This is a genomic window from Floridaenema aerugineum BLCC-F46, from assembly GCF_041929345.1.
In the GTDB taxonomy this organism is placed as follows: domain Bacteria; phylum Cyanobacteriota; class Cyanobacteriia; order Cyanobacteriales; family Aerosakkonemataceae; genus Floridanema; species Floridanema aerugineum.
Genome location: NZ_JBHFNQ010000170.1, coordinates 1 through 13,361, shown reverse-complemented (window position 1 = coordinate 13,361; position 13,361 = coordinate 1). Strand labels below are relative to the sequence as shown.

Sequence of the window (13,361 nt, the reverse complement as noted above, 5' to 3'; positions counted from 1 at the left end):
TTTTCTTGAATGTCGTAGACTATACACACCCTACTTATAGAGACTTTGCCTAAGTCCTAAGTATGACTTTTTATTTAGCTATAGTTCTCCAATTGGTGGAGGTATGCACCCAACTTGATGCTTTTTTTCAAACTACTTCAAATGTAATCGACATGGCTGCTATCTGGGTAGTATCAACTTGTTTAGTTACACTTTCGCTTTTTGTCAAACTTGTATTGTTATTATTGCTACCACGTACTTTATTATTAGATTTACTGCTTTCACCCAAATCTTCTAATAAATTTTCAATTACTTCAATGGGTGTGTAAACAGCAATTGGGCCACTTTGTTGACTACGATTTTGGGCGATCGCCTGCAAAGCTTTCAAAGCTTTTCGTAAAGGCGTTACACTAATAATAATTAAAACTTCCGTCATTCCCAAAGGTTCTTGAGTTTGCAGAGAAAATTTATCTAAATTTGGCTCAGGAAATAACAGCGTTTCCCCTGCTGATAACCTAGCTGCATCTCCAGGTGAAGACCATTGGTTAGGAAAAATGACTGTCATTTCTCCCAGTGAGTTAATTACCAGGACACTAACAAAAAGATCGCGGTTTTCATTATTAATAATCTGTAATTCTACAGGCGTATTCACTGGTATTTTTGCTGATTCAAAATAAGAATTATTTCTCAAAATATTTGTCGAACTTGTTAATTTACCTTCTGCACCTCGGACAGGAAACACTTGTCCAATCAATACATCATTTTGATTAGAACGTTGTAAAGTCGCTGTAACATTTAATCGAGAAGAATTAGTATTGAGCGACATTTTAACCATGCGAATTGCTAGCAATGCTCTCAACTTAGCTTGTAACCTTTTTATAGCATCTGTAACTGTTTCTGCCGCCACGCCAAAAGAATCTTTAATCACTTCACCGCCAACTGAAAATAAACCCAAGCTTCCTATAGCTGGAAGTGGAGCAGAATTTTTACTAGATAGCAATTTTTGATGATAAGCTTCAGTCATTCGACCGAAAATGCAATGTACTTCTCCCTGTTGCAGAGGTAAAGCTTGAATGCGCGGTAAAGCTGACAAAGCATTAAAAGCAATTTTTGTATCTTTATCTAACGATGGATCGACACCAACTTTTAAACTAAAGTTCTGAGGAATTCCTCGGACAATTTCTAAGCAAAATGCACCTGGTTGTATAGTTCCCTGGGAGACTTTATTTAAAAGTTTTCCTCGTCCGACTAAACCTTGACGAGATTCCATCTGTATTTCTCCTATAGTCCTATTATTACCATCAACTACTGCAAAAATCGCAGCTTTTTCAAAAGCCGCTAAACTTTCAGAATCAATCCCTCCCAACCACATTTCCACAAATTCACCATCTATTTTAGTAATTAGTGCTTCTGCTGCGCTAGCTACCTTATCAAGAAAATAAATTGGTTTTTGGTCGTTGGTGCTTCCGGGTTTAATTTCGTATTCTGGGGTTTGCATTGTGAAAGAAAGTTGATTAGTGCTGCGACCAATGTTTGGTAAAATTTTTCTCAACGGTTGTTGGCTATTTTCTTGCCATAAATGCTGACTCATTAAATAAGTAAAAGCACCAGCACTGAAACCGTTGAAAGGATAATCCGCAGCCAGTTGATCGCGATTTGTTGCTGTAATTACTACTCCTTTGGCTACTCCTTTTCTTCTTTGTTGTTTAAATTCAGCTGGGGTTAAATTCAATCGAGATAGCCATTTTTGTTGATAAGCGATTTCTTCTGGTGAAGGTTGAAATTCTTGACCACCTTTAATTGCTCTAACTTGTAAATTACCTCTTTTAGCTCCTCCTGAGTGACAGCAGTCGAGAACAAAAGTAACATTTTCCGTTTGTAATGCACTCATTAATAAAAATAGCGTGCGTCCGGTAATGTCTTGAACAATTCCTCCTGAATTATTTGCAGGACGTGAACTATCAAAAGGAACAATGGTACTATTAAGACCATCGGGAAAATCACGGTCTGAGTCAGCTACTTGTGAGCCATGTCCTGAGTAGTGAAATACTACTACATCGCCTGGTTTTGCTTGCTTAATTAGATGTTCTTCAAAGGCTGTTAAAATACCTTGACGGGTAGCTTGAGAATTGGTTAAAACTAAGATATCTTGAGGATTAAAGCCAAAGTGATAAATTAGTAAGTTTCGTTGTAATTCAACGTCAGTGAGACATCCTTGCAATGTGGTAATTTGACTATTGCTAGCGTAATTATTGATTCCTATAAGTAACGCTAATCGGCGGGAGCTATTAGTAGTACCACGATTTAAATAAACAGAATAAGCAGTGTTTTTTTCCCTAATTTTACATTGGCTTATACCCAAGCTGGCGATCGCCCAACTTACCATGTACAAAAAGTTACGTCGTTTAATTCTAGTCATGGTAAAAAAAACACCCGATCAAGCTTCAGCACTTTTAAAATTAAATCACCCAATATCCATTTCTGCGCCAATACTGTTCCTTCAAAGCTTGCTGTAACTCATTAGGGGAAATTAGCTGGTGTTCAAGTAATAATTCACCTAATTTTTTATTATTACGGAATTGAATAGTCAAAACCGATTCTAATTGAGTTTGAGAAATAATCTTTTTATTGACTAAGATCCAACCTAGTTTGACTGAATGAGCGATACTGCTAACGCAACGCTTCGCGATCGCACTTTTTACGGAAGAAGTAGGTTGCGTTCTGAATGTGGTTGTTTCAGTATTTAGAGTATAGTTAATCACCATCATCTAATCCCTTAACTGTTTTGTCGTTTACTATCTACCTATTTCCTTGCTTTTTTATAGTTCTGTCAGCAAGTTAGCTATGCACCAAACAGTTTTAATTGCGTGGACAAAATCGTTCTAAAGCACTATTCTTAAACTTACTCAAAGGATCAGAAGGTTTTTCTACTTTGTATGCTTCAAGTAAAACATCTCCCCACATTCCACGAGACGCAAAATAATTAGCCTTTGCATAAGCAATTTTTTCCGCAGTTGCACCTTCTTGTTTTAACTGCGCCTCTAAATTAGTTAAATCAGAGGTAATGCGTTCTCTTTTTTCTTTTTCCATTATCTGAAATGTTACTCGAAAAATTGGTACAGAACGTTGATTGAATAGTACTAAATCGTAACTTTGTCCCGGTTCTAAAACCGCACCATTGTATATAATGCTACTTTGATTTTCGGAAACTGTTTGACTCCATAACACCTGTTTATTACTACGAGGGCGGACTTCCATTTTCCGAATACTTCCACGCCAAAGAAATAAAGGGCGATCGCTCCAAACCACTGCTATTTTCCCTGGTTTAGCTGGAGTTATGACACAGATATCTCCACGAGAGCCCGCAGGTATATCATCTCTCGGAGGAGGTACTCTATTGTATAAATCTTCCCAAGGTAACTGAGAATTTGCATTTTCCGATGGTGTTTTTTGAGTAATTAATATTTTAAAATCAGCTAACTTGGCAAAGCTATAGTTTTGGCTCAAAGGGATTCCGATTCCACTTAAAATTACAGCTATTAACCATAAATTAACTTGAAGCATAAGTTTTCTTCCTTGGTAATACAGGTAGAATATAAACTGTCATCATTATTGCTGGTAAAAACCAAGGCAGCAAGATAGCAAATGTTAAGTAAATTTGTAAGCTTATTATGCCATAGATAGCGATCGCGGTTAGTAATATTAATTCTCGAAGACGATGTTTTAAATTTGCCAAAATTACAATTTTTCCTAATAACGCAGCCATAGGAATTAGCCATAAATCAGGTATAGGAATCACAATCCAAGAGTTAATGAAATGATGAAACATATAAGCATGAGCTTCTCCACCAGTAAATTGGCGACGAGGACTTTGCTGCTTTGTTTTTAACCAATAACTTATAGCATTTGGTAAAGCAAAATTATCTTGTCCTTCTTGAAACACTCCGGCTTCACCATAACCTCCGGGAACAATCATAATTACTTGTTGTTGAATGTTAGATAATTCAGAAGAGTTAGGAGCAGTTTTCAGTAATTGCCAAGCCGGGATAGTCTGATAAATTTGTTCGGGGGGAATGGAAAAATCGAAAATAGGCTGTAACCATGTTTGTCCCCAATTATAGGAAAATTTAGTCAATTCTTTAACTGGGGCTCTTGGGGAAAGTAGAGTTTGGTAATTTTTTTGGGTGAATGTTTCTAGATAATCATTTAGTTGCCAGATAAATTCACTTTGACTACTTAAGTTTGGTTGAATTGATTGCTTTTGGGGTAAACCTTGAATATTTATTTTATAAGCTAAGGCTAATGTATAAGAAAAAGGCAGTTTAAAATTAGTTTTACTCTGGGGAAATATTGGTTCTACATACCAATGAGTTAGATTAATATAACCTTGTAAGCTCCAATTTTTGTTAGCTATTTCCGGTAAGACATTCAGCCATTTAAAATCATGATTCTGCACAGAAGCAAACACGAACCAAGTAGGATTTAGTTGCTTTTTAACCGCAGATTTAAGAGATTGATTGAGGATGCGATCGCTTTTTCCCAAAGGACGATCTAACAAATAATCTATCCCAACAACTCTAGCATTTAAAGCAGAAAGTTTATTTACTAATTTAGCTAAATAAGTCCGATCCATTGGTTTAGGATCGGCAATTCTTGCTTGGCGAATTGACTCTTCATCAATTTGCACTAATAATACAGGTGGATGACTATTTTGCGGAATTTGTGCAGTTAATTGACGGTAAATTGCTTGGCTAAGAATCCGCTTCTCTAGTAGGAAGTTCTGTACCGGATCTAACAAGCTAATAAAGGCTAAGGTAGTAAATATAATTGCTTCGGTTTTTGTCGGTAAAACTTGTTTAATTCGTTGCTTCCAACCAGAAGTTGGAATGCGAAATAGAATTGCTTCTGGATGACAAAACAACGAAGGAATTAAAAAAGCCGAAGGGTAAGTTAAACTATGCTCTAATTTCAAGTATTGGCAAGCTGTAACCATTGCTTCTTGAACATTTTTATGTGCTGCTAAAACTTGCAAAAATTTTACTAAAAAAGCTTGTGCTACAGCATTATGAATTGGTTCTCGCATTACTACTACTTGGCTTAATCCTAAGTCAATTAGTGATTCGGCAATGTTTATACCACTGCATGAATTAAATAAGGCAAATTGTAAACCTTTGGCTTGAGCAATTTGCAGATAAGGAGCAATTTCACTAATTGATAAAGAGGTGTTTGGCGCGATCGCTAATTCACCACCAGTTAATTGACTTTCATTACTATGTCCAGCAAAAAATAATATATCCCAACCTTGTTCATCTGCTAAATTAGCACAAATACTTTCTTTCAATTCTGAAATGGAACTTCCTGGTTGCCAACCGATAAACTTAATTTCTGTTATTTTATTACAGCTAAGAACAGCTTGTTTATCAGTTGGAAAGTTAAGTCCTGTCTCGTCTCCTAAAATAGCTAAAATTCTTGGTTTCTTACGTTGAATTTTAGATAGTTTAGTTTGACTATTTTCTTGGTGAATGTTCTGAGGCATTCTAATTATAGAGATGGTTCCTATATTAGTAGTAAATTCTCCGTTTATTTCCCAGGTTTCCCAAGGTAAGCGAGCTAATTCTAAAGGTTCGCAAGTTAGAAATACATTAACTGTTTTTGCTGTATTACTCAATCCTTCTTGATTGTTAGTTGTGAGTAATAAGCTATTTGCGATCGTGCGCCGAATTTCAAAAAGTTCAGCACTGTGTAACCAAAAATGAAACTCATACAAAAGTTTAGCTTCTGCTTGTACTAACCTAGCGTGCCAATCTATGGGAGGCGGAGCAATTCCACCTCCTTCTTCTATTCTTCCCCGCAACGAAGATTTATAAAAGCTGAGATAAATTCTTTGCCATTCTTGATAAATTGTGGTCAATAATTGAGGATATTTCACTTTACAAGAAAGCTGCTGTCCTTTTCCCCAAGATAATTCAAATAAGCAAGTTTGTTCAACTTTTTGAACTTTTAACTTAAAATTATTCATGACCAATCTTTTTTCAATTTTAAATTATGGACAAAATGTAAAAGGTGGCAAAGTCATTGTTTCCCCATTGATTAAAGAAATAGTAATAAAAAAGGATTCTTCCCAATTTCCAGCAACTCTGGCATATAAGTAAGCAGGATCGATTTCTTGACGGCGAACTAATTCACCTAAAATACCAGTATTATCGCTTATTTGCAATCGTGTACCGATCGGGATACTATTGGCTCCGGGGGAACCTAAAATTAAAATTAATTGCCATTCAGGAAGATTTTCTGAAGATAATACTGCCCAGGTGACGGCATAAAGTCGCAAGCAAGTTTCTGGAAAGTTTAAGTTTTGATAAGCTCCTCTTGCTTGTTGGGGAATTTCTGTTCCAGTGCGTGACAATTGAGTGAGAATATCATCAAGTTCTTCAATTGGCGATCGCATCACAGTAGCAAAATTCAGCCGTTCAGTGTTAAAACTTGGCAGGAGTACCCAAGATAGTGATTGTGCTGCTTCATCAAGTTTATCTTGTAGCCATACAGCTACATTAACTAAAGAATTAACTCCTGATTTTTGCTGCTGAAAAACTTCTGGATGGGTAAAAAAAATTCTGGCTTCTTCCCAAGTTAAAATTTGCCACAATTCCTGTTCTGAAGTTTCTAACTGAGGTTGATACTGCGCTAACTTTTCTCTAATTTTAGAAAGCCTATTCGCACTGGCAGTTACCAAATTTTGCTGAGGAAGTGATTCAGGTTCTAAGCACCGCAAAGAGAGCAACAAATCATCAGGATTAACATTAAACCAACTCAAGGGAAGTTGATAATTCCAGTTAAACTGCACTTTAAGTTGATGATTTTCTATTTCTTCAATTAGTTGATAATAAGGGACAAATCCCAAAACATTTGCTTGTTCTAGTTCTTCAATTATTGAAATTATCACATAGAAGTTAGCCTTATATTCTGATAATTCAGTAGCAATTTTAGACAAAGTAATTATTTTATCTATGCTTGTACTTACGGGAATTAAGCAAATTTTGAAGGTTCCTACTTTTAAGTTACAAACACTTTTAAGTAATCCTGCGTATTGAGGTAAAAAAATCGAACATTGATCGTTGTTAATTGAAAGATCGGGTGCGCGATCGCTTAACCATTGTTCAAAGCTCAGTAATGCTAGAGCATTAATATAAGCTTGCCATTGCTGGTTTTCATTTGGAATCGGATCGCTTAGTTCGATCGCTTGATCTATTTGACTAGTATTAAGAGTAATAGTGTCTGATTTTATGGCATCCCACTCAAACCTACTGTCTATTATATTTTTAATCATTGTCCTTCTCCCTGATATTCATTGATTTGATTATAGATATATAGTTCTCCAAGTATAAGACTTATGCAAATTTAGTTTTTTTTTGTTTGGAAGAACTACTCTCTATCGCGTTTGCCTTAACATATAACATATTCTTCTAGCAAATAAACTTGGCAACGGGCGTTTTTTAGTAACTGTACTTTCCGCTTCTGCTTCCTGCATTACATCTTCAATTTGTTGAGAGAGCATTTGTTCAATTTTTGCTTCTAAATTCTTAGCTTCGTTAAGGTTAGTATAAGATAAAGCTCTGTTTAAAACTGAAGCTAATAAATTTTTTAACATTAATTGTCTTACCTCAGTTCGTAGTTGTTTGAGTTTAAGTAATCGCGTGACTTGGTATTGAGCTTGTAATCCTATTTTTCGGGCAATTTCTGCCATAGTTTGTCCTTGACAATGATAAAGATGCAGTGCCGTAGTATACTGGTTTACCAGAGAATTATTTTGCTTTTCCAAAGTGGTGAGGCGGTGATTAATAATAGTTTTTAATGCTAAATCTAAGGAATTCATAAATTCATGACGGTAAAATTGCAAAAATTCATTTTGCTCATCCTCATCATTGTTTGAGTCAGGACTAGGAATTTTTTCAGCCAGTGTGTAACTGTTATCTGAACTGACAATAGGTGCATCTAAAGATTCACTTTTATAGGCTCCGCTTCTAATATAAATCCGGTATTCTCGTAAGAATTTTGCTATATTTTGAAGTCGGGACATTATTTCAGATGGTTTAAATTTTAAATTAGATTTTAGATATAATTGCTGAGAAATTTGTTGTAATTGTTCGGTTGTGGGAGGTAAGCATTGTCCCTGTATTCCTGATTTTCGTGCAGTTCTGCGATCGCGTCGATAAATCCGATGGTAACTTTCTAACAAAACAGCAGCTAACCTAATTTCCGATTCACTAAGATGATGAAACTCTTGGAAAATTCGCTGTAATTGTTCCGAGTTTGTATCATTAAGAATAGCCCAATCAGTAACTAAGTATATGCCATGTTCTATTAAGAAAGCCTTTAGTTCCCGATGCTGTTTAACAAGTTTGCTTGTCCAAGTAGATAAGTTTCCTCGTTCTGGATTATAAGTTTGTAAAATCTCACGAGCAACCGAAGTATAGGAACTTTGTTGCTTTTCCGATGAACGTTCAATCACATCATTAAGAACTAAAGGAAACAAGTCACGGCAAGTAAAACCATAATTATTGCCAAAATTGATTTCCAATTGAATACAAACTTGCTCAATAACGCTGGAAATAAAGCAACGCAAGCATAGCTCAGCTGGATGTGTTGTTGTGTTGCTAGTAGATACTTCAATTAAAGATGTTCGCCAATTTTCCCATAACTGGCGTTGGATTCGGGCATCTACTAAATTTTCATTTGTGATTACTTCAGGAAACGTAGATGTAAAAAATGCTTTAGCCGCAACTATTTCTTCAATCTTACTATTTCCTGTTGCCTCTAACCGGATCAGTAACCAGTACTTGGATGCACTACTCATGCTAATTTTTCCTGTAGTGAGATTAAAGCCTATTTAAGAACATACACTTTATTGTTGTCTACTACATCATATATTTATAAGTAAGAAAGCTCGGTAAATTAAGTAGTAATACCAAATCCGGGTTAAGAACCCCCTTTATACTCAATCGTGGTTAATTACTTTTTTGAACCACGTTCCCGTAGCGTGCCCGCAGCGTGTAAGACACGAAGAACATGAAGAAAGAAGAAGAAAGAAACCCAAGAAGATAGCGGGGGTAGCTAACCTGGATTTGGTATAAATCTTTTTGTAGTTCCTGTCAAATTTACTGGCATAAGGCGACCTTACTAAAATTTTATTACTATTATGTAGTTCTAGAGCATCCTGAGCTATGCAATAAATTAGGACTTACGCATTGACCAAATATCGCGGGTGTGGGTACATGGAGTACAGGTAAGTTCAGTTCCCAAAAGCAACAGAGTTAGATAACATTACTCAAGCTATACTTGATTATTTGCACTGGGTGTGTTGTGTCGCTTCGCATGGTCTTTCCTGGCGATTTATTCGCTTTTTCATGGTTAGATGAGCAAAACTTTTCTTCTGCTAGTTTGACATCTTTAGTACCCTATCAAATCATTTGGTTATTGGCACAAGGAAAAACGACAAAAGAAGTAATGGAGATTACTGGGTATAGTCAGAATTGGATTTATGAATTAGTTAGGGGTTATAACCATTTCGGTCCAGATTCCTTGGGCGATCATCAATGTGAAAACCAGGAGCATGACCCATTACTTAATGATGTACAACAAGCCCAACTATGGTTGGTTTTACAACAACCGCCACCGGACGGTGGGCTGTGGAGTGGTCAGAAAGTAGCGGACTGGATGAGTGAGATTTTAGGCCGGAAAGTAGCCCGTCAACGAGGATGGGAATATCTCATTTTTACTTGATTTACTTTAAAGGCTGTCTTTTAATTTTTTACTAGTCGAAATGTTGGTTTTTACCTGAACTTAAGTTTAGGTGGTTAACTGCACTTAGGTTTGGCAACTTTCAGCTAACATCTGTTAAGCTGTAAAGGGAGTAGGGTAGGCATTGCTTAAGAGTGTCTTTGACTAAAACTTTTAAACTTCAGCAATACCCATCCTACAGTACGTCAAATTTGAGGTAGTTGTATGAAGCCTCTGTTTCAGCGAGTTAGCATTACTACACTTTTCCTCAGTATATGCCTTCCTTCATTAGCTCAAGCAGCAAGTAATTCCCAAAATAGAGTAGTTAATGATGTATTAGTTAAAACTACGTTAGTGTCACAAGTACAGCCAGGAAATTTTGATTCTAAAGATTTTAATTTCTGGGCTAATCAGTGTAAAGTTTTAGAAAATGAACAAAATTATACGGAAGCTTTAGCGGCTTGTGAAAAAGCGATCGCACTCCAACCAAAAGTCAAAAATCCCCAACTTTGGGCGAGTCGCAGCAATGCGCTGTTTCAACTAAAAAAATATGCTGAAGCGATCGCATCATACGATTTTTTACTTAGTTTTTCCCCTAAAGATTCTTTAGCTTTGACTCGACGTTGTGAGGCTTTATACCATTTAGAGAAATATGAAGATGCGATCGCTTCCTGCGAACAAGCATTACGAATAGATGGAAATTGGGGAAATGCTTCTCCAGCAGATTCTTGGTATAATCGGGGTTTAATACAGAGAAAGCTAGGGCAAAATGAAGAAGCTTTAACTTCATTTGAAAGAACTTTAAATTTAAAATCAGACTATACTTTAGCTTTGGTAGAAACTTGCGGAACATTAGGAGATTTGGGAAGATTTGAAGAAGCTATTTCCGCTTGCGAACAAGCTAAAGATTCTCTTCCCGTAGAAGCTTTGACGGCTAAAGCGATCGTCCAACAAAAAGCAGAGAAATGGAAAGATGCGATCGCCACCTACGAACAAGCTTTAGCTATTAATCCTAATAACGCAATTTCTTGGACAAATCAAGGTATTCTTCTAGAAAAATTAGGTCAAGATGAAAAAGCACTTGATTCTTATAATAGAGCAATTAAAATTAATGCTAAATCTTCTTTAGCCCAAGTCAATCGCTGTGCAGTTTTCAACCGATTAAATAACTATAAAGAAGCCTTAGAAGCTTGCGAGACTGCTGTAGCTGGTGATGGAAGTTGGGGTGAAAGAAATGCTGCTTATGCTTGGAATCAGCGTAGCAGTGCGCTGATAGGTTTGAAGCAATATCAAGAAGCACTAGATGCGGCTGAACGAGCAATTAATATTAATGACCGAATTGCCGAAGCTTGGAATAACAAAGGTGTAAGTTTATGGAACTTGGAAAAGTACCAGGATGCTCAAATTGCGATCGCCAAAGCTGTCGAAATTAATCCTCAATATAGTCAAGCTTGGTTTAACTACGGTAGGTTACTTAGTAGGTTGAAAGAATACGATCGAGCATTAGAAAATTATGATAAAGCCTTAGCAGGCAATGTTAATTCACTGCAAAGTTTGACTTGTAATAATATTTTAAATCAGGATGGTTCAGAAAGTCATAAATTACAACTATATCCTAAATTAGTTGAGAAGACTAAAGGATTTTGTGCTAATATATTGATTAATAAAACAGCAGCTTTGTGGAACTTAAAAAAATATGAAAATGCTTTAGGTTTTATCAATCAAGCCATTAAACTCAATCCCAAATCTTTTGAAGGATGGTACAATCGAGCATTAGTATTGTTGGACTTAGGACAGTATAATGAAGCATTCACTTCTTATGATGAAGCTGATAAGTTAAATCCGAACAGTTTTCAGGTTCTAACTGGTAAAGGTTTGGCTTTAGAAAGAATGGGTGAAGACCAAAAAGCATTAGAAGCTTATGAAGCCGCTTTGAATGTTAATCCCAATTACCAACCCGCTCAACAGTACAGAGATTTATTGTTAGTAAAACTCAAAACTCAAAATTGATTTTTCCATTATTCTTTGCTGTATACCTACCACCCACTACCAATGACTACAGAATTTGAATTTATCTTACCTAAAGGTTTAGTAGATACTGAGGGAAAAATACATCGTCAGGGAGTAATGCGTTTAGCTACTGCTAAAGATGAAATTTCCCTGCAACAAAACCGCTATGTTCGAGAAAATCCTGGCTATGGATTTTTAGTAATGCTGTCACAAGTTATTACTAATTTAGGCGAATTAAGTTCAGTTACTCCCGACTTGCTAGAAAATCTTTTTACATTAGATTTAGCTTATTTGCGGGAATTTTATAATCGGATTAATCAACAAGGAAATGCTTCTATTTCAGTAAAATGTCCGAGATGTAGTAGTGATTTTAATGTGGAGTTAGAATTAGCGGGGGAGTTGCAGGCTACCCCTTAGAACAAGTACATGAGGAGGTAGCCTGTATCGCGTTTTATTTCCATTGGTCTTTAGAAGAGATTTTGAATTTGGAACATAATAATCGCAGACTTTGGGTAAGAGAAATTGGTAAGTTGAAAGGCTAATTCTTAAATTTGCTATTCCCCAAGCTATCGCACTCTATCCAATTTAACCAACAAGCGATCGCATTAACGCAAGTACAGTAATAACACTCTAGGTATGTACTTGCGCTTGGGCGCTAAACAGGAGTTTCCCCCGCAGTGGGAACTCCAGACTAACTTAAGTTGCTAGTTACTGGTGATATTACACTTTTGCTTTCTAGTAATTAGAGTTTGTGCTGGCACTTTAGGCAACTTTTTCTGTATCTTTTGAGGATGATTCAACTAGAATTGGATCGATATCTTGGCTTTTGTCTCGCTAAAGAAACTCATCTAGAAGTTGAAAGAAATAATTAAACTCAGCCTTATGATCAATACAGGTGCCAATTCTTCCAATTTTACTCTTCGATGCTGTTGCAAGAGTAAAGCTAATATCAAGCAAATTAAAAACTCCGCTTTTTTTAGTTGAGTTTTTAGCTGTTGGGTGTAAAATAATAGTAATAAATTCATTATTTTCATTAATTAGGTCTTCTTGAGAAGATTCTACCTCTTTTTTTTTGACAACAATCGGTAAACCCCTTACTGCGTCAGGGGTTTACCGATTGTTGTCACCCCGTCAGGATATTTTCCTAATGCCTGAAGTGCTTGTGCTTGGTTAATTTGACTACCAATTACACCATTTTCATCCTTAGCTTTATGATATGCAATTTCTGCTTGTTGCCAACTTTCTAATGCTGCTTCTGCTTTCCCTTGTTCGAGTTGTTTTCTTCCAGTTTTATTCCAGGTAATAGTGGTTTGTAAAAACGTGGAATTTGTGGGAAATGCAATAGCCTCTCCAGCCATTAACATTCGCGGTATAATCGGTGCTACACTCACAGTAACAACTAGTGACAAAATCGCTAAAATTAAAAATTTTACTAATAACTTTTTCATTTGCAACTACCAGGTAAAAGTATAAAATTAGCTGGTGTAACAGGTGTTTGAGCAGTTAAAATTATTTCACCATTTTCTCCCCTTATCCAACCTTGCGCCTCCACAATTTCAGTTTTTTGTAGTTCATTTTGCGATCGATAATTGTTA

General features: G+C 36.2%; 10 protein-coding genes and 1 pseudogene. 4 read left to right on the top strand and 7 right to left on the bottom strand.

Going from position 1 to position 13,361, the window contains the following annotated elements; genetic code table 11:
* Positions 1–127: 127 nt before the first annotated feature.
* From ACE1CC_RS22225 to ACE1CC_RS22200, 6 genes are all read right to left on the bottom strand, one after another.
* Complete coding sequence (locus ACE1CC_RS22225) at positions 128–2,398, bottom strand: caspase family protein (protein ID WP_413272619.1); 2,271 nt, start codon at positions 2,396–2,398, stop codon at positions 128–130.
* Positions 2,399–2,438: 40 nt separating this feature from the next.
* Entirely contained in the window at positions 2,439–2,747 is a 309-nt protein-coding gene (locus ACE1CC_RS22220) for a hypothetical protein (RefSeq protein WP_413272618.1), read from the bottom strand.
* Positions 2,748–2,838: 91 nt separating this feature from the next.
* Positions 2,839–3,543 carry a hypothetical protein gene (locus ACE1CC_RS22215; RefSeq protein ID WP_413272617.1) on the bottom strand — a complete coding sequence of 235 codons (705 nt, stop codon included), beginning with the start codon at positions 3,541–3,543 and terminating at the stop codon, positions 2,839–2,841.
* Positions 3,530–5,998 (bottom strand): CHASE2 domain-containing protein, encoded by a 2,469-nt coding sequence (locus tag ACE1CC_RS22210; protein ID WP_413272616.1) that lies wholly within the window; start codon positions 5,996–5,998, stop codon positions 3,530–3,532. The genes ACE1CC_RS22215 and ACE1CC_RS22210 overlap by 14 nt, the downstream gene beginning before the upstream one ends.
* A 24-nt stretch (positions 5,999–6,022) precedes the next feature.
* A complete protein-coding gene (locus ACE1CC_RS22205; protein WP_413272615.1) occupies positions 6,023–7,306 on the bottom strand; it encodes a DUF1822 family protein in 1,284 nt (427 codons plus the stop codon).
* Positions 7,307–7,408: 102 nt separating this feature from the next.
* A complete protein-coding gene (locus tag ACE1CC_RS22200; protein WP_413272614.1) occupies positions 7,409–8,833 on the bottom strand; it encodes a hypothetical protein in 1,425 nt (474 codons plus the stop codon).
* Positions 8,834–9,435: 602 nt separating this feature from the next.
* Here ACE1CC_RS22200 and ACE1CC_RS22195 point away from each other — a divergent pair.
* From ACE1CC_RS22195 to ACE1CC_RS22180, 4 genes and pseudogenes are all read left to right on the top strand, one after another.
* A pseudogene (locus ACE1CC_RS22195) lies at positions 9,436–9,747 on the top strand (helix-turn-helix domain-containing protein); the annotation flags it as partial.
* A gap of 234 nt (positions 9,748–9,981) precedes the next feature.
* Positions 9,982–11,766, top strand: a complete 1,785-nt coding sequence (locus ACE1CC_RS22190) for a tetratricopeptide repeat protein (RefSeq protein WP_413272613.1) — start codon at positions 9,982–9,984, stop codon at positions 11,764–11,766.
* Positions 11,767–11,808: 42 nt separating this feature from the next.
* A complete protein-coding gene (locus ACE1CC_RS22185) occupies positions 11,809–12,183 on the top strand; it encodes a phage tail assembly protein (protein WP_413272612.1) in 375 nt (124 codons plus the stop codon).
* A complete protein-coding gene (locus ACE1CC_RS22180; RefSeq protein WP_413272659.1) occupies positions 12,153–12,308 on the top strand; it encodes a DUF6760 family protein in 156 nt (51 codons plus the stop codon). The genes ACE1CC_RS22185 and ACE1CC_RS22180 overlap by 31 nt, the downstream gene beginning before the upstream one ends.
* Positions 12,309–12,860: 552 nt before the next feature.
* Here ACE1CC_RS22180 and ACE1CC_RS22175 read toward each other — a convergent pair.
* Complete coding sequence (locus tag ACE1CC_RS22175; RefSeq protein WP_413272611.1) at positions 12,861–13,214, bottom strand: hypothetical protein; 354 nt, start codon at positions 13,212–13,214, stop codon at positions 12,861–12,863.
* Positions 13,215–13,361 lie beyond the last annotated feature (147 nt).